At 70.3% G+C, this 17610-nt stretch carries 15 protein-coding genes; 9 read left to right on the top strand and 6 right to left on the bottom strand.

Annotated features, from left to right (window positions below):
• Positions 1-123: 123 nt before the first annotated feature.
• Together WFJ01_RS00075 and WFJ01_RS00070 are read left to right on the top strand one after the other, a co-directional pair.
• Positions 124-3537 (top strand): immune inhibitor A domain-containing protein, encoded by a 3414-nt coding sequence (locus WFJ01_RS00075; RefSeq protein ID WP_336627833.1) that lies wholly within the window; start codon positions 124-126, stop codon positions 3535-3537.
• Between the two features lie 173 nt (positions 3538-3710).
• On the top strand, positions 3711-5648 hold the full coding sequence (locus WFJ01_RS00070; RefSeq protein ID WP_292887370.1) for a potassium transporter Kup: 1938 nt from the start codon (positions 3711-3713) through the stop codon (positions 5646-5648).
• Positions 5649-5661: 13 nt separating this feature from the next.
• On the opposite strand, the gene WFJ01_RS00065 is transcribed toward WFJ01_RS00070, so the two are convergent.
• Positions 5662-6063, bottom strand: coding sequence for a RidA family protein (locus WFJ01_RS00065; protein WP_251447798.1), 402 nt, complete (start codon positions 6061-6063; stop codon positions 5662-5664).
• Between the two features lie 85 nt (positions 6064-6148).
• On the opposite strand from WFJ01_RS00065, the gene WFJ01_RS00060 reads away from it, so the two are divergent.
• The 3 genes from WFJ01_RS00060 to WFJ01_RS00050 all read left to right on the top strand — a co-directional run bounded on the left by WFJ01_RS00060 (position 6149) and on the right by WFJ01_RS00050 (position 9950).
• Positions 6149-7453 (top strand): amino acid deaminase, encoded by a 1305-nt coding sequence (locus WFJ01_RS00060; RefSeq protein WP_336627832.1) that lies wholly within the window; start codon positions 6149-6151, stop codon positions 7451-7453.
• A gap of 46 nt (positions 7454-7499) precedes the next feature.
• A complete protein-coding gene (locus tag WFJ01_RS00055; RefSeq protein ID WP_336627831.1) occupies positions 7500-8135 on the top strand; it encodes a LysE family translocator in 636 nt (211 codons plus the stop codon).
• A gap of 336 nt (positions 8136-8471) precedes the next feature.
• Positions 8472-9950: an APC family permease gene (locus WFJ01_RS00050; RefSeq protein ID WP_336627830.1), complete on the top strand. Its 1479-nt coding sequence runs from the start codon at positions 8472-8474 to the stop codon at positions 9948-9950.
• Between the two features lie 76 nt (positions 9951-10026).
• Here WFJ01_RS00050 and WFJ01_RS00045 read toward each other — a convergent pair whose 3' ends face one another.
• Positions 10027-11124 carry an ATP-binding protein gene (locus WFJ01_RS00045; protein WP_336627829.1) on the bottom strand — a complete coding sequence of 366 codons (1098 nt, stop codon included), beginning with the start codon at positions 11122-11124 and terminating at the stop codon, positions 10027-10029.
• A gap of 175 nt (positions 11125-11299) precedes the next feature.
• On the opposite strand from WFJ01_RS00045, the gene WFJ01_RS00040 reads away from it, so the two are divergent.
• Positions 11300-11521 carry a hypothetical protein gene (locus tag WFJ01_RS00040; protein WP_292887334.1) on the top strand — a complete coding sequence of 74 codons (222 nt, stop codon included), beginning with the start codon at positions 11300-11302 and terminating at the stop codon, positions 11519-11521.
• Between the two features lie 49 nt (positions 11522-11570).
• Entirely contained in the window at positions 11571-12641 is a 1071-nt protein-coding gene (locus WFJ01_RS00035) for a hypothetical protein (protein ID WP_336627828.1), read from the top strand.
• A gap of 131 nt (positions 12642-12772) precedes the next feature.
• Here WFJ01_RS00035 and WFJ01_RS00030 read toward each other — a convergent pair whose 3' ends face one another.
• From WFJ01_RS00030 to WFJ01_RS00020, 3 genes are all read right to left on the bottom strand, one after another.
• Positions 12773-13345, bottom strand: a complete 573-nt coding sequence (locus tag WFJ01_RS00030; protein ID WP_295033304.1) for a copper resistance protein CopC — start codon at positions 13343-13345, stop codon at positions 12773-12775.
• Entirely contained in the window at positions 13342-14064 is a 723-nt protein-coding gene (locus WFJ01_RS00025) for a YcnI family copper-binding membrane protein (protein WP_251447758.1), read from the bottom strand. Before WFJ01_RS00025 ends, WFJ01_RS00030 begins: the two co-directional genes overlap by 4 nt.
• Before the next feature lie 86 nt (positions 14065-14150).
• On the bottom strand, positions 14151-14750 hold the full coding sequence (locus WFJ01_RS00020; RefSeq protein WP_292887321.1) for a hypothetical protein: 600 nt from the start codon (positions 14748-14750) through the stop codon (positions 14151-14153).
• 68 nt (positions 14751-14818) lie between these two features.
• Between WFJ01_RS00020 and tyrS the strand changes: the two genes are divergently transcribed.
• Together tyrS and WFJ01_RS00010 are read left to right on the top strand one after the other, a co-directional pair.
• Positions 14819-16120: a tyrosine--tRNA ligase gene (tyrS, locus tag WFJ01_RS00015; protein ID WP_336627827.1), complete on the top strand. Its 1302-nt coding sequence runs from the start codon at positions 14819-14821 to the stop codon at positions 16118-16120.
• A 177-nt stretch (positions 16121-16297) separates the two neighbouring features.
• The gene (locus tag WFJ01_RS00010) at positions 16298-17098 is read left to right on the top strand and encodes a DUF4184 family protein (protein WP_336627826.1); all 801 of its coding nucleotides are present in this window, start codon (positions 16298-16300) and stop codon (positions 17096-17098) included.
• A 317-nt stretch (positions 17099-17415) separates the two neighbouring features.
• Here the strand turns inward: WFJ01_RS00010 and WFJ01_RS00005 are convergent.
• Positions 17416-17610: hypothetical protein (locus WFJ01_RS00005; protein ID WP_251447747.1), on the bottom strand; the 195-nt coding region annotated here is incomplete at its 5' end.

The following is a 17610-nucleotide window of genomic DNA, read 5'->3' as shown; positions in this document are numbered from 1 at the left end:
TTCAGGCGATTCTGTTCCCTTGCATAGGACTTTCACGGTAAGCCTGATTCTTGTGCGCCTGATCGGTGCATGACATCCGCGCCGTCGCGGGAACCTCCGCGGCGACGCCTGGAGGGAGAAGCAATGTCAGAGAAGAGCGTCCGCGCACGACGACGTGTCGCGGCGACGACATCGGCGTTCGTGCTCGCCGCAGCCGGGGTGGCGACCTTCGGCGCCGTGCCCGCGACCGCCGCGGCGCCGAGCGTCTCGGCGCCCGACGTCCAGCCGACCGCCGCGGCGACCACGGGAGTCGCCAGCGATCACTACATCAACTACGTGGCGCCGCGTGCAGACGCGATCCTCGACGGGGCGGACGACCAGCCGGTCGCCGACCTGAACGGCAACGCCAGTGCGCGCAAGGGCGTCAGCGACGCCGCCTTCGAACGGGCGAAGGAGAACGACGAGAAGCACGCCCAGGGCAACCCCGTGGCGGCCGAGCAACTGGCCAAGACCGAGGCGGAGGCGGTGCAGAGCGGCGAGAGCCCCAAGAACCTCAAGCACGCCGACAGCACGCAGCAGGCGAAGCTGCTCACGATCCTCGTCGAGTTCGACGGCACCGAGGACTTCTCCGACCTGCAGGTTCCGACCGCGTTCGGCGAGACGACGTGCCAGCCCGGTGACGTGCAGGGTCCGACGCTGCACAACAACATCGCGAACCCGGCCGACGCCGCCCACAAGGACAACAACAGCATGTGGGTGCCCGACTTCTCCAGCGACTTCTACAACAAGATGCTGTTCTCCGACGAGGGCATCACGGAGCGCGTCCGCACCGACCTGACCGGCCTGGACGGCAAGCCCGGCTTCGACATCTCGGGCCACACGATGAAGAAGATGTACGAGGAGATGTCCCGCGGTGCGTACTCGCTCACCGGCGAGGCGACCGCTTGGGTGAAGGTGCCGCACTCCGAGGCGTACTACGGCGCCACGGTCTGCCACAAGGATCCCGACACGGGAGAGTACGTCGCGGGCCCGATGCAGGACATGCAGGGTCACCCGGACAACCCCCTCGGCCCCGGCCAGCTCCCCATCGATGCGGTGGCGGCGCTCGCGCAGTCCGACCCCTCGTTCCCGTGGGCGGACTACGACATCGAGGACCAGGGCGACCGCGACGGCGACGGCAACGTGCACGAGCCGGACGGCATCATCGACCACGTCGTGCTCGTGCACGCCGGTGAGGACAAGTCGGGCGGCGGCGGCAAGGAGGGCACCTACGCGATCTGGGCGCACTCGTCCGACGTCGCGGGCGGCGCCACGATCCCGGGCACCGACTTCAAGATCCAGAACTACATCGTGCAGCCGGAGAACTCCGGCGTCGGCGTGTTCGCCCACGAGTACGGTCACGACCTCGGCCTGCCCGACCTGTACGACACCTCCAACGCGGGGGACTCCGACGTCGACTTCTGGGATCTGATGAGCTCCGGATCGCACTCCGGACCGATCTTCCAGTCGATGCCGACGCACATGGGCATCTGGGACAAGTGGGTGCTCGGCTGGGTGGACCCGCTCGAGATCAACCCCGGTGACGGCACGAAGACGATCAAGGTGGGACAGGCGTCCCGGCCTGCGAACGGCACCGAGGACGGCATCAAGATCAACCTGCCGGACAAGGTGAAGACGCTCGCCACGCCGCACAGCGGCGCCGAGATGTGGTACTCGAACGCCGACCAGGACTGGGCCGACGCGACCCTGAGCCGCACGATCGACAACGTGCCGGCCGGTGCGACCTTCTCGATGTGGAACAACTACGTGATCGAGGAGGACTGGGACTTCGGCTTCGTCGAGGTCTCGACCGACGGCGGCACCACGTGGACCGAGCAGAAGGTCTACGACGACAGCGACAAGCTCGTGTCGACCGACGACGGCTACAGCGACCCGAACGGCCGGATGAAGGACTTCGGCAACAAGAAGTACGGTCTGACCGGATCCTCCGGCGGCTGGCGCCACGACCACATCGACCTGTCCTCCTACGCGGGCCAGAACATCCAGGTGCGCCTGCGCCAGGCCACAGACGCGGCCTTCGAGGAGCGCGGCTGGTTCTCCGACGACTTCGCCCTCAGTGCGGGCGGATCCGACGTGTGGACCGATGATGTGGAGTCGGGCGACAACGGCTGGACGGCGACCGCCGGCACCTTCACGGACACCACCGGGGCCGGCTGGACCCGCGACACCGGCATTCAGACCAAGAAGCAGTTCTACATGGTCGAGTGGCGCAACTTCGACGGCTTCGACGAGGGCCTGAAGTACGGCTACACCACGGTCTACAGCGACGAGGGCTGGAAGGTCGAGAAGGTTCCGTACAACGCGCCGGGTGCGCTGGTCTGGTACCGCGACGCGGCCTACGGCTCGTCGAACCAGATCACGTCGTATCTGACCAACCTGCCCAGCTACGGGGCCAAGGGCGGGCTCCTGCTCGTCGACAGCCACTTCGACCCGCTGCGTCGCACCGGGGCGGAAGCCGCGCTGGATCCGTCGCTGATGAAGAACATCTCCAGCCGTGCGCAGTCGTCGAATGCCGCCTTCGGTCTCACGCCGACCCTGCCGTTCAAGGACTGCATGGTGGACAAGGACTTCACCGAGGCATGCACCGACATCGCCGCCCAGCCGCCGGTGAGCAGCTTCACCGACGACCAGGGCTGGGTCGCCGGCCTGGAGTACCGTGACGGCCAGCTGTACAACCGTCTGCGCGACGCCTCGGTCGTCGTGCCCTCGGTCGACGACGCGGCGTACACCACGCGCGTGGTCAACGCCGACGGCACTCCGGCGACGGATCTGTACGGCACCGACCTGGAGTTCACCACCCTCGGCACCGGCAACCCCGCCGACTCCGGCGTCGGCTACGGCACCGTGGTCACCGTGAAGAAGGCGCTGCAGAAGAACACGGCGGCTCTGCTCACGGTGCGCGCGCCGCTCTCCGACGCCCCGTCGAAGCCGGCCGCTCCGGCGATCACCTCGCCCGCGGACGGCGCGAAGCTCGACACGGCGCCGACCGCGGTCAGCGGCACGGGTGTGCCGGGAGCCGTCGTCGAGGTGACGGTCGACGGCGCAGCCGCCGCCGAGGCCAAGGCCGCGGCTCCCGCCGCGGCGAAGGACAAGGCGGCGGATGCCGCGGTCACGGCTGAGGAGCCGGTGATCGTGGGCGACGACGGCACGTGGACGGTGCCGCTCGCCGGCACATTCGCGCTCGGATCGCACACGATCTCCGCGGCGCAGAGCGTGGGCGACCTTTCCAGCGACCCGGCGACGAGCACCTTCGTCATCGCCGAGGTCACGACGCCGGGCACTCCGACGCCGACGCCGACTCCGCCGGTCACCGGAGGCGACGGCGGCGGCAAGGGGCACGGGTCCGGCGCGCTCGCGACGACCGGTCTGAACGGCGACGCACTGCTGACGACGGGTATCGTCGGCGGTCTGCTCGTGCTGCTCGCCGGTGCGCTGATGGTCATGGCGCGCCGTCGCCGTCGTCTCGACGGAGGCAGCGCGGCCGAGTCGCAGAACTAGTCGCACCCGCGACGGCACCCGGAGCGCCGGTCCTCGTCCTCGAGGGCCGGCGCTCCGTCGTCGCCCGGATGCCGCAGGCCCGTGAGGATCCCGTGAGGAGACGCCCGCGACACCGCGTGAGGATTCCGTGAGGAGCACCCGAACGCGGCGCGCGCGGGCTCTAGGCTTCGTCTGTGAACAACGGCGCATCCCTGTCGAAGAGTCCCGCGGCCGCCGCGGGCCACCCGCTCCGGCTCGCGCTCATCGTCGGGGCGCTCGGGGTCGTGTTCGGCGACATCGGCACCAGCCCGATCTATGCGCTGCAGACCGTGTTCAACCCCGAGGATCCGCATCCGATCCCCCTCACGACGGAGAACCTGTACGGGGTCGTCTCGCTCATCGTCTGGTCGGTCATCCTGATCGTCACGATCACCTACGTCCTCCTCGCGATGCGCATGGACAACGACGGCGAGGGCGGCATCATGGCGCTGCTCACGCTGCTGCGCCGCTGGGCGCCGAAGGGCCGCACGCGCACGGTGGCGATCCTGTCCGGTCTCGCCGTGCTGGGTGCGGCGCTGTTCCTCGGAGACAGCATGATCACCCCGGCGATCTCGGTGCTCTCCGCGGTCGAGGGCCTCAAGACCATCAATCCGGGCCTCGAGGAGTGGGTGGTGCCCATCACGGCCACCATCCTGCTGATCCTCTTCCTCATCCAGAAGCTCGGCAGCTCGGTGGTCGGGCGGCTCTTCGGACCGATCATGGTGGTCTGGTTCGTCGTCGTTGGCGTGCTCGGCCTCGGCGGGATCCTGCACGATCCGCAGATCCTCCTCGCCCTGCTGCCCACCTATGCGATCGGCTTCATGGTCAGCCACTTCCACATCGCGTTCTTCGCGCTCGCCGCGGTCGTGCTCTCCGTCACCGGCGCCGAGGCTCTCTACGCCGACATGGGCCACTTCGGCCGCAAGCCGATCTCGATCGCCTGGCTGTTCCTCGTGTTCCCGGCGCTCGCCCTCACCTACCTCGGCCAGGGGGCGCTGCTGCTCGAGGACAAGGCGAACATGTCGGCGCCGTTCTTCCTGCTCGCGCCGGAGTGGGGCCGGATCGCCCTCGTGATCCTGGCCACGGCGGCGACGGTGATCGCCTCGCAGTCGGTGATCTCCGGCGCCTTCTCCGTAGCCGCCCAGGCCTCGGGGCTGGGCTACCTGCCGCGGCTGCGCGTGACGCACACCTCGTCCGAGACGCAGGGGCAGGTCTACGTGCCGTGGATCAACTGGCTGCTCATGGTCTCGGTGATCACCCTCGTGTTCGTGTTCCGCAGCTCCGCCTCGCTCGCGTTCGCCTACGGCATGGCGGTGATCGGCACCATCACCATCACCACGCTGCTGTTCTTCTATCTGGCCCGACGCCGGTGGAAGACGCCGGCCTGGATCCTCGCGATCGGCGCGGTGCTGCTGCTCTCCGTCGACCTGCTGTTCCTCGCAGCCAACGCCACCAAGTTCGTGCACGGCGCCTGGCTCCCGCTCGCGATCGGCCTGGCAGCGTTCATCGTCATGACGACCTGGCAGCGCGGGCGGGCGCTCATCACCGCGCGCCGCACCGAGGCGGAGGGCTCGCTGACCGACTTCGTGCGCAACCTCCGCACCCATCCGAAGCTCATCGACCGGGTTCCCGGCACCGCGATCTTCCTCAACCCGGGCGGAACGACCACCCCTCTCGCGCTGCGGGCCAACGTCGAGCACAATCATGTGCGGCACGCGCGCGTGATCATCCTCTCCGTCGACATCCAGAACGTCCCGCGGGTCCCGCAGTCCCAGCGCTGCACGGTCGACGACCTCGGGGATCCGACCGACGGGATCCTCTACATCTCCGCGCGGTTCGGCTACGCGGAGAACCCGGACATCCCCCGGGCGCTGCGGTCGATCCCGCCGCACAAGACCCAGGGCTGGCTCGATCTCGACAACGCCACGTACTTCCTCTCGAAGATCGAGCTGCGCGAAGGACGGCGCGGCGGCATGGCGCTGTGGCGCAAGAGGCTCTTCCTCGCGGCGTCGCACATCACCACCGACGCGAGCGACCACTTCGGGCTGCCGCGCGATCGCGTGATCGTGATGGGATCGCAGATCGAGCTGTAGCCGGTCCGGCGGGTCAGACCACCGCGAGCGCGTCGATCTCGACGAGCATCTCCTCGCGGGGCAGGCCCGTGAACACCGTGGTGCGCGACGGCAGCACACCGCTCGGGGTGTGCTTCGTGACGAACGCGCCGTAGGCCTCGTTCATGATCGCGAAGTCCTCCCGCTTCGTGAGATAGACGCGCAGCATGATCACGTCGTCGAAGGTCGCACCCGACGCCTCGACGATCGCGCGCACGTTCTCGAGCGTGCGGAGGGTCTGGCTCGCGACGTCGCCGGGGAAGAGGTACTCGCCCGTGGCCGGATCCACCGGGCCCTGCCCGGACACCTGCACGATCGGACCCTTGCGCACTCCCTGTGAGAACACGTGCGCCGGCGCGGGGGCGTCGGCGGTCAGGATGCGGGTCTTCTCGGTCACAGTCGTTCCTCTCGGTCGGCGGCCGGACACGGCGATCGACATGCTACGCGACGCGTCGTCGTGCGCGGCGCGTCATCATGGAGGGGTGGAGACGTCATCGAGTGCCGCCCGCCCGCTGTCCGTGCGGGACAAGTCGTTCCCGCCGTCGGCGCACGGCCTCACGCCGGAGCAGTTCCTGGCGACGGCCCCTCGGCGCTCCGACTTCGCGACGCCGCTGCTCACGCTCGACGCGGGGGCGATGGTGCACAACGTCGCGCGCATGGCCGACTGGGCGCAGCGGGCAGGCGTGCTGCTCGCGCCGCACGGGAAGACCACGATGGCCCCGGCGCTGTGGCGGCAGCTGCTTGATCCTCGTCCGCGCGGCGCCGGAGCCTGGGGTCTCACGCTCGCCACCGCATGGCAGGCGCAGGTGGGCCGTGCGCACGGCGTGCGCCGGATCCTCATCGCGAACGAGGTGGTGGATCCGGTCGGCCTGCGCTGGATCGCCGACGAGCTGGCGGCGCATCCCGAGGTCGAGATCCTCTGCTGGGCCGACGGTGTGGACGTCGTGCGGACGATGGAGGCGGGGCTCGGCGCCGACGTGACGAGGCCTCTGGCGGTGATGGTCGAGCTCGGCGGAGCCGGCGGGCGCACCGGCGCGCGTGACCGCGTGGCCGCGCTCGCGGTCGCGGAAGCGATCGCGGCGTCGCCCGTCCTGCGGCTCGCCGGCGTCGGCGGCTACGAGGGCGCCCTCGCGCACGACGCCGGCGACGCGGCGATCGCGCGGGTCGACGCGTACCTCGACGACCTCGCCGCCGTGCACCGCGCGATCGGCGACGCCCGGCTCTACCCGGAGGGCGCCCGCGCGGTCGTGACCGCCGGCGGAAGCGCCTACTTCGACCGTGTGGGGGCCGTGCTGCCGGCACTCTGCTCCGATGCGGACGTGGTGGTGCGCTCGGGCGCCTTCCAGATCCACGACGACGGCTTCTACGCCGGCATCAGCCCGATGGGCCGCACGATCGGCGACGTGCCGTTCCGCTCGGCGATGCACGTGTGGGCGCGGGTGCTGTCGCGGCCCGAACCCGGACTGGCGCTGCTGGACTGCGGTCGCCGTGACGCCTCTTTCGACGAGGGGCTGCCCGTGGCGCAGCGCCTCGCGGGCCGCGCGAGCGACGACAGCGTGCTCGCAGGAAGCCGCGTCACGGCGCTCAACGACCAGCACCTGTTCCTGCGCCTCGGTGACGACGTCATCGCTTCCGGAGCGGCCGGACGGCTGGGGGTGGGCGACGTCGTGCGGCTCGGCCTGTCCCACCCCTGCACGGTGCTCGACAAGTGGCGCACGATCCCCGTCGTCGCTGACGCGGATGCGCCCGACCCCGTCGTCGTCGACGCCGTGGAGACCGTGTTCTGATGGGAACGGCGTCCGTGACGTTCCGTGCGCGCGCTACGTTGGTCGCATGACGCTCGGTCAGGCACTGCTCTCGTTCGCGCTCGTCGTGGGCCTGCTCACGATCATCCCGGGCCTGGACACGGCCCTCGTGATCCGGGGCACGGTGGCCCGCGGGCGATCCTACGGGTTCGCCGCCCTGCTCGGGATCCAGGTCGGCACCCTGATCTGGGGTGCCGCTGCGGCCACGGGAGCGGCGGCTTTGCTGGCGGCGAGCGAAGTCGGATACCGGGTGCTGTCGTACGCCGGCGCGGCATATCTCGTCTACCTCGGCGCGACGATGATCGCGAAGACGTTCCGCCGGGGCGCGGACCCGTCGGCGGAGGCCGTGACTCCTTCGCGGGGACGCGCCCGGAGCGGCTTCCTGCTCGGGCTCGTCACGAACATCACGAACCCCAAGGTCGGGGTGTTCTACATGGCGACCATCCCGCAGTTCGTTCCGGCGGGTCAGTCCCCGCTCCTGGTGGGTCTGCTGCTCGCCCTCGTGCACTGCGTCCTCGGCACCGTCTGGCTGGGCGCGATCATCCTGGGAGCGAACCGGCTCGCACCGCGCCTGCGCTCCACCCGGGTGATCCGCTGGATGGACCGGATCACCGGAGGGGTGCTGATGCTGTTCGGCGCCCGCCTCGCCCTCGACGTGCGCTGACGGCATCGGCCGCGTAGGCCTCTCCGCGCACGGCCGGGATCGCGCCGCAAGCCGCGCGGCCACGGCGTCGATGACCGCTCCGGCATCCGCCATCTCCGTGATCCGTCTCGGTCGGACGGGGTCTGCGCATATCGAACCGATTTGGGCGGATGGGCAACGGATCCCTATGTGTTTGCCGAAAGAATCCACGGGAATCCGCGGGATTCCGCGCTTCGCGACCCCGCTTCGGAATCCGCGCCGGAATTGATCGGATCCCGCTCTAGGCGCGGGGGGATCCGCGGTGCTAGCGTCCCTCTGTCATCCCCCACACCCGACGATGAGACAGGGGAAATCAGAGTGACCCGGAATCCACTCGAGACGGACACGTCCCTGCAACGTGCGATCGACTATCAGGAGCACGCCCTGCAGGCGGGCGGTGTCTCCAAGGCGGGCTCGACGCTCATGGCCGTCGCCGGCAGCGCCCCCGCCTACTCCATCGCGGCCAGCACCGCGCTGCTCATCGGCGCCGCCGGCGTCGGAGCCCCGGCCGCACTGCTCTGGTGCGGTATCCCGATGCTCGGCATCGCCTTCGCGTTCGGCTACCTCGCGCGGGTCGACACCCACGCGGGAGCCTCGTTCTCCTGGGTGGCGCGCGGCCTGCACCCGATCCTCGGCTTCCTCGCCGGCTGGGCGGTCGTGATCTCGGCGACCATCTTCATGGTGGCGGGAGCCCTGCCTGCAGGCCAGATGACGGTCGCCCTCTTCGCCGGCGACAAGGTCGCCAACGAGAACACGCTGCTCGTGACCTTCGTCGGAGCCCTCTGGTTCCTGGTCATGGCGGCCGCGGTGATCTTCGGTGTGCACACCACCGAGCGCGCGCAGTGGATCATGTCGATCATCGAGGTCGGGATCCTCGTGGTGTTCGCGGCCATCGCGATCCCGCGTGCGATCACGACCTACCACCACGGCGAGACGTTCTCGTGGGACTGGTTCGGCTTCGGTCACCTGACCGGCGCCGGCGTCTTCGTCGCCGCAGCGTTGATCGCGGCGTTCTACTACTGGGGCTGGGACGTCACCGCCAACCTCGGGGAGGAGACGAAGAACGCGCACAAGACCACGGGCCTCGCGGGGATCCTGGGCATCGTCATCGTGTTCATCCTCTTCGAGATCTACACGACGACGACCCTGGTGATGCTGCCGGGCAAGACCATCGAAGCGAACAGCGGCAACGTGCTGAGCGTGCTGGGCGAGGCGATCATGCCCGGGATCGGCGGCAAGATCCTCATCGTCGCCGTGGCGCTGTCCACGATCGCGACGCTGGAGACTACCCTCGTGCAGGTGAGCCGCACGCTGTTCGCCATGGGGCGCGACCGCACGATCCCGTTCGCGTTCGGACGCATCAACCGCAAGTGGAAGACGCCGGTCTTCGCCACCCTCGTCGTCGTGGGGGTCTCGCTGCTGCTGTTCGTTCTCGCGAACCTCTTCGGCGACAGCGTCGGTCAGATCCTGAGCTGGGCGATCTCGTCCATCGGGATCCAGATCGCGTTCTACTATTCGCTCGCCGGACTCGCCTTGGTGATCGGGTTCCGCAAGGTGATCTTCCGCTCGTTGAAGAACTTCCTACTGATCGGTCTTTGGCCGTTCGTGGGAGCGGTGTTCATGATGTACATCTTCGTCGCATCGATCGTCAGCCCCGACACCGAGTGGCAGGTGAAGGTGCTGGGTCTCGGCCTGCTCGTGCTCGGCGTGATCCCGCTCGCGCTGTTCTATCGCAAGGCGCGGGACGCGTACTTCTCGCGGCGACCCCTCGAGGTCCCGGAGGACTTCTCGGCATAGTCGATCCGCCGCAGGCGCGGGGTGGGGCGTTCACCGACGCCCCGCCCCGCGCTCGTCCGAGACCGCGATGACCCCGTCAGCGCCGGGACTGCGCCCGCAGGTACTCCCGGAGGCCCGGGATCGCGAACGCGACGCGGCCGTAGCCGGCGGACTCGACGAGACCGGCGTCGATGAGGCGCGCGCGGTACTTGCCGACCAGGCTCGGGGTGGCCGCCATGCGCCGCCCGATGTCGCCGACGTCGGTGATGTCCTCGTCGACGGTCATCGCGAGGAGGAAGTCCATGTCCCGTGCGGAGACGACCGCGAGCGCGGCGCCGATGACCGTCTGCTCGTTGCGACGGCGCGCCGCGGCGACGGCCTCCGTCACGGCGCTCTCGTCGATCGGCTCCTCCCTCGACTCCGCCTCCCGCCAGAGGCTGTAGCCCACGAGCTGGATGAGGAAGGGGTAGCCGCCGGTGCCCTCGGCGGCGAGTCGCGCCAGCTCGGACGAGATCGGGTGACCGCCCTGGGCGAAGAGCTCGGAATAGGACTGCGCGGTCTCCTCGATCGACGCGGAGTGCAGGTCGATCCGGTCCGCTCGGCGCAGGAACGTGGCGACGCCCTCGTTGAGGAGGTCGGAGACGGCGGCCGGGAGGCCGGCGACGATCAGGGCGATCGGGAGACCCTCGCGGATGAAGTGCTGGATGTTCGCGGCGAGGGCCGCGAGCTCGGTGCGCTCCGCGGCGTGGATCTCGTCGACGGTGATGAGCAGGCCCGTGCGCTGCTGCGCGAGCAGAGTCAGCAGCCGCTGCCCGAGCTCCCGCCAGCCGATCTGCTGCTGCGGGGTCAGCTGGGTGGTCACTCCGAAGCCGGCGGCGGTGATGCCCACGATCCGCCGGCTGACCGGTCCGTCGCCGAGCTCGGTCTCGGCGGCGCGCATCGCTTCGCCGATGCGCGCGGTGAAGCCGGGCGTCGCCGTCTCCGAGAGCACCACCCACCCCTGGGAGCGCGCGAGATCCTCCGCGGCGCCGAGCATGACGGTCTTGCCGACGCCCCGGACCCCCGTGAAGATGGTGAGCAGACCCGGCGCGCCGGATCCGATGCGCAACCCGTACTCGAACTCCTGGAGGAGTCCTTCGCGGCTGACGACGATCGGCGGGGTGGCCCCCGCGGTCGGGCGGAAGGGGTTCTGCATCGCGGCACCTCGGTAGATCTCGGGTAATCCGGTTAATTTGGTTAATCTTCCCCCGCGCCCCTGCGATCCGCAAGCCATCGACGGTTGCCGTGCAGGCCCGGCGCGGGGATCCTTGTCCTGAGGAGGGGCATGCGGATCCCTCCTCCACCGCATCGTCGCCCGCACAGGAGGATCCATGTCCGAAGACTCACGGTTCTCGCTGAACAGCACCCTGGGGGAGGTCCTCGACGATCCCCGGGCGCGTGCTCTGCTGGACGAGATCGTTCCCGGCGTCTCGACGCACTCGCTGGTGTTCCTCGCCCGCGGGATCACCCTGTCCGACGGCGCGGCTCGACTCGGCTCGATCGAGCCCGAGCGCCTCGCCGAGCTCGACGCGCGGCTGCGCGAGCTGGACTGAGCCGTCCCCTCCGCCGGGGATCCGACGCGCTCTCCCTAGACTGACGGGGATGACTCGCCCGCACGTCTCGCGATCCACGCACCACACGGTGCACTCCGTGGCGTCGGCCGAGCCGGAGCCGGAGCCGCGTGAGCCGGTCTCCTTCTGGCATCGGATCCTGCGGATGCCGTTGTTCTGGGCGCTGATCTGCGGCGCCCTCGCGGTGCCGTGGTACCTCGCGGGCGATCTGGAGTTCATCCCGTTCCTGCTCACGCTCGTCGGCGGCTGGCTCTGCGGCTTCTCCTTCGTGAACGCGACGCTGCGGATGCCCGCCCGGCGCGGGCTCGTCGTGAGCATCGCGGGCGCCGTGGCCGCGGCGCTGCTGCTGTGGCTGCTCATCCAGGCCGTGCCCGCGATGCTGGCGCCCAAGCCCAATCCCGCAAGGGCCCTCCTCGCCGTGCTGCAGATGGCGGCGGTGCCGGCCGCGGGCTGGGTGTGGTTGGGGCTGATCGGCCGGATCACGGCGTCGATCGGCGCCAGGGACGCCGCCAAGGCGCCCCCCGCGCCGCAGTGGGAGGCCGCTGCGAGCGGCTCGATCACGCGCTTCCGCGCGGTGCCGCTGTCCCGGCGGGAGATCGTGCTCTGGTGGGTGCTCACCGTGACGGTCGCGCTGGCCCTCGTCGCGCTGGTGCTGGTCGTGACCGGCGGCAGGATCCTGGAGGTCGGACCCAAGACGTTCCTGATGCTGTACGTCCTGCTCCCCGGGCTGCCCGCCTATCTGCTCATCTCGTGGCTCCTGCGCCGCCGTGCGGTGGGCTGCGCCGTCGGCTTCGAGGCGGAGCTCTTGCGGATCGAGATCGACGGGGTGGTCGAGCGGATCCGCTATCGCGAACTCGACCGGCTCGTCTGGTGCGCCGAGGGCGACCTCGCCCGGATCGAGGCGCGGGGATCCGGCGTCGATCGGACGCTCGTCGCGGGCATCGCCCGCCGGCCCGGCGGGAACGCCGCGCTCCCGGTGCTGTCGCGCCGGGCCCTGCGCCTGCTCGAGGAGGCGGGTCTCGCCGCGCAGACGCGTCGTGGGAGCCGGGCGCTGACCTTCGTGCGTCCGGCGGGAGACCCGGTTTCCGCGCCTGGCCGCTGAGCGAGCCCGCAGGGCGAGCGCCCCGGGGGCGTTGAGCGAGCACGCCCGAAGGCCGAGCGAGACGAAACGCGGTGCCCTCTCGGTGCACCGCGCCTCGCCTCGCTCGTCGATCGGACGGCGTCCGCCTCCGGCTAGCTCCGGCGGCCCCGGGCGAGCGCCCAGGCGCCCACCCCGACCCCGATGAGCACGACCGCGCCGATGCCCAGTCCGATCCACAGTCCGGCGTCGGCGGAGGCCTCCGCGGCGGGGGACTCGGAGGGCTCGGACGCGGCGGGGCCGCAGACCGGCTTCGCCGACCCCGCCGCAGCCGGAGTGGCCGAGCCGCCGGGGGCGTAGTCGAAGGTGTAGCTGCCCGAGATCGGATGCCCGTCCGACGACACCACGCGCCACAGCACCTCGTAGGTGCCGGCGGCGCCCAGCGCCACCGGCGAGGACACCACGGGCCCGTTCAGGTCCGGGCACGCGGTCTCGTAGTACTTCTTGTCCGGGCCGATCAGCTGGATCACCGTCGCGCCGTCGGTGCCGAGCGGGTCGGCGCTGAACGTGAGCGACACCGCCGACAGGCTGGTCACGGTCGATCCCTGCGCGGGGTCGGTGCCGTCGAGCGTGTCGTGCGCGCTCGCCGCGGTGGCGGTCCCGGTGGCCAGGACCGCCCCGATCCCGATGGCGGCCGCGAGGGCCGCGAGCCGGTGCCGGGTGCTCACGCGTCCGCCTTCTTCCGGCGGCCGAGGGCGAAGCCGCCGAGCAGCACGCCGCCCGCGGCGACGACGAGCGCGCCGATGCTGAGTCCGAGCGCGAGCCCGTTCTGGCCGTTGCCGGGCGCGGGCGCGTCCGCCGCGGGCGCCGCCGTGGCGGTGGTGCCGCCGTGGTGGTCGGCCGGAGGGGCGTCGTTCACCCAGAGCACCGGAGCCGGCTCGAGCGTGTCGTCCTTCTTGACCTGCTCGGGTGTCGCGGACCACTCCACGACGGTGCCGTCGGAGTAGGTCTGCGTCGCCGGGATCACGATGTGCCCGGTGTCGGGCACCGGGCCGAGCGACAGGGTGAAGGTCTGGAACTGCCCGGGGGCGACGCCGCCGGCGTCGGCCGTGAACGTGACCTCGGTCGTGGCCTCGCTGATGGTGTTGCCCTCGACCTTCACCGGCTTCGGCAGGGAGGTCTTCGTGGCGGCCCCGGTCCAGCCGGCGGTCGGCTGGTAGCTCACGCTGGTGAACGGGGTGTCGGCGGGCAGATGGATGTCGAGCTTGACCGTGCTGGCCGTGCTCGACTCGTTCGGCACCCGGAACGTGACGTAGGTCCAGGATCCGGCTTCGGCCTGGTTCGGCGTCGCGCTCACGTGCGCCGAGGCGGCGAGAGGGGCGACGAGGGCGAGGACGGCTCCGGCCGCGAGGCCGGCGAGCACGCGGGAGACAGGGATGGTGCGCATGGATGGGTTCTTTCTGAGGTCGTGAGGATGCACCGGGGCGCGCTCGGAACGGGCGCCCGTCGAGACGGTGCGAAGGAGAAGGGGAGTCACGCGGTGCGTGGCGGGCCCCTCCAGGACACGGCGGTCAGAGAGAAGAGGGAGCGCAGCACCGGAACCGGCGCGCGCGGTGCGGACGGGACCGGGTGCACCGGCGCCGGCAGGGCGGTGAGCAGGCGGGCGACGAAGGACCAGCCGGACAGGGCGAGCAGCGCGCGCAGCGCCTGCTCGCCGCGGCCCAGCGCCAGGACGGTCAGGATCGCCGCGATCGCGTGCGCGATCCACATCGCGGGCTGCAGGTGCAGGGCGTGCCCGGCGTCGACCGTGGTCGTGCCGAGCGCCCCCGCGAGCTCCGTCCCGTGCAGGTGCCCCGCGAGGGCGGGGGTGCCGGTTCCGGATCCGACCCCGATCAGCAGCAGCCCGTGGAAGGCGAACTGGCTCAGCCCGACCGCGAGCGAGAGCCGGATCCAGCTCAGCCGGCGGCCGGCGAGGGCGATGCACACGGGGGCTGCGAACAGCAGCGCGAGCACGATCCCGATCAGCGGCGCGGGCGAGCCGTCGGCCGTGGAGTGCGAGACGGAGGCCACGAACGTCGCGACCAGGGCGGCGATGAGGCCCCGGACCGTGCGACCTGCGCGCGTTCCCCACACCCTTCCACCCTAGCGGGACGCTCTCGCGCCCGGAACAGCACCGAGAGGAGCGCTGGTAGCCTGATCCGGTGTCGAATGAATCCCTGACGACCGCGGCACCGGCCATCGATCCCACGTTCGAGAACGTGTGGGATGAGCTGGTCTGGCGCGGCCTCGTCCACGTGTCCACGGATCCCGAGGCGCTGCGCGCCCTTCTCGCCGGGCCCGCGATCACGTATTACTGCGGCTTCGACCCGACGGCGCCGAGCCTGCACCTCGGCAACCTCGTGCAGCTGCTCACCATGCGCCGCCTGCAGCTGGCCGGCCACAAGCCCCTCGGGCTCGTCGGCGGATCCACCGGGCTCGTCGGCGATCCGCGTCCGACGGCGGAGCGCACGCTCAACACCCGCGAGACCGTCGAGGAGTGGGTCGGGCGCCTGCGCGCGCAGGTCGAGCGCTTCCTCAGCTTCGAGGGGGACAGTGCCGCGCGCATCGTCAACAACCTGGACTGGACCGCACCGCTGAGCGCGATCGACTTCCTGCGCGAGATCGGCAAGCACTTCCGCGTCGGCACGATGCTGAAGAAGGACGCGGTCAGCGCCCGGCTGAACTCCGACGCCGGCATCAGCTACACCGAGTTCAGCTACCAGATCCTGCAGGCGCTCGACTACCTCGAGCTGCACCGTCAGTACGAGTGCGTGCTGCAGACCGGCGGCAGCGACCAGTGGGGCAACCTGACGAGCGGAACGGATCTGATCCACCGCGTCGAGGGCGTCTCGGTGCACGCGATCGGCACGCCGCTGATCACCAACAGCGACGGCACCAAGTTCGGCAAGAGCGAGGGCAACGCGATCTGGCTCGACGCCGAGATGTGCAGCCCGTACCGGATGTACCAGTTCTGGCTCTCGACGGCCGACGCCGACGTGGTCGACCGGCTGAAGGTCTTCACCTTCCTCTCCCGTGCAGAGATCGAGGAGTACGCGGCACTCGTCGAGGCGGAACCGTTCCGCCGTGCGGCACAGAAGCGTCTCGCCCTCGAGGTCGTCGCCACGGTGCACGGAGTCGAGGCGGCCGCCGCCGTGATCGCGGCGTCCGAGGCGCTGTTCGGTCAGGGCGACCTGGCCGCGCTCGACGCGTCGACGCTGCGCTCGGCTCTGGAGGAGCTGCCGAACGCCGCCGTCCCCGCCGGCACCACGGTCGTGGACGCACTGGTCTCGACCGGGCTCGTCTCGAGCGCGTCCGAGGCGCGCCGGGCCATCGCCCAGGGCGGTGTCTCGGTCGACGGCGAGCGGGTGGAGTCCGATGACGTCACCGTGCCGTTCGGCCTGCCGGGCGGCGTCTCGGTGCTGCGCCGCGGCAAGAAGACCCTGGCGGGCCTGCTCCCCGCCTGATCCCGCCGTCGAGGCACGCGGATCCGATCCGCCGACGCCCCCTCTGACGATCCGCGCCCCCTCGGGGGTGCGCACGTCGGAGGGGGCGTCGATCTTTCGGAGGGGCGTCGACGCGGACACGGACCGGTGCGTCTCCCTGCCCGGCGCCTTGTGAGGTGGCCCGGGTAGCGTCGGGGCATGCCGTTCACTCCGAGTCATGCGATCGTGGCGCTGCCGTTCGTCCGCACCCCGCTCGTGCCGGCGGCCGTCGCCATCGGGGCGATGGCCCCCGATCTGCCGCTGTTCACCCGCGGACTGATCGTCGACTACTCGGTGACGCATGATCTGCGCTGGCTGCCGGTGACCGTGATCCTGGCGCTCGTGCTGCTGCTCGTCTGGCGGGTGGTGCTCCGGCCGGCCTGCCGGCTGCTCGCACCGCGCGTCATCGGATCCCGCCTCCCCCCGGAGTGGGACCGAGGGCCGAGAGCGGTGGTAGTCGAGACCTTCGGCTCGGCGTCCCGCGTGGTGCTGCTCCTGGTCGCGCTGGCGATCGGCGTGGTGACGCACATCCTCTGGGATGCGTTCACGCACGAGGGCCGGGGCGGCGTCGCGCTGATCCCCGCGCTCGACGAGCAGTGGGGGCCGCTCCTCGGCTACAAGTGGCTGCAGTACGGCTCGGGGATCGGGGGCGTGCTCGTGCTGGCGATCGCCGGTGCGCTCTGGCTGCGCGGCCGGCCGCGTGGGACGGTGCGCCCGGCACCGCTCGCCATCCGGATGAGCTGGTGGCTCTCACTACCGGTGATGCTGATCACGGCGGTGCTCCTCGGCTTCGCCGTCTACGGTCCGCTCACCGAGGAGTTCACCGTGCAGCACCTCGCGTACCGCACGCTTCCCCTGGCCTGCGGGGTGTGGGGAGTCCTGACCCTCGTGCTGATCCTGGTGATCCGGAGCGTGCCGGCCCGAGGGGCGAGCGGGGACGAACAAGGGGACGGGCGGTGAACGGATGCGGAACGGCGCGCGACACGCCCGAGAAGCAGCCCCGATTTGCCGGACCCCCGGGATCCACGTAAGTTATTACCTGTTCGCCCCAAGCGGTAGAGCGAAGGGCCGGAAGGCCTGACTCCCCAAGCGGCGAACATCACCCACCTTCTTCTCCGGAAGTCGGTTCCTCTTCGCAGGTTCTCCCTGAGACGAGGTCAAGCGCGTGCGCTTGAGAGGGTGACCGTCCGCCAGGATCGTCGATTTGACAAGCTGGCCGGGAGGGCTAAGCTAGAGAAGTTGCCTCGGAAACGAGGAAACGGATCCGGTCCCAAACATCACGGCGTGTCGATTTGACAGCCGGAGCGAGACGGATAAGATAGAGAAGTTGCCCTGAAGGGAAGGCCGAGAGGCCGGAACGCAGGAGCATCCGATCCTTGAGAACTCAACAGCGTGCACTTGTCAAATGCCAATTTATTCCTCGTCCAGTCTTCGGGCTGGTTGAGAAATTCCTTTGGATCAAAGACCAACTC

The organism is Microbacterium sp. MMO-35, assembly GCF_037147555.1.
Lineage (GTDB): Bacteria > Actinomycetota > Actinomycetes > Actinomycetales > Microbacteriaceae > Microbacterium.
Note: the sequence above shows the minus strand (reverse complement) of the source record. Positions and strands in the feature narration are given on the sequence as shown.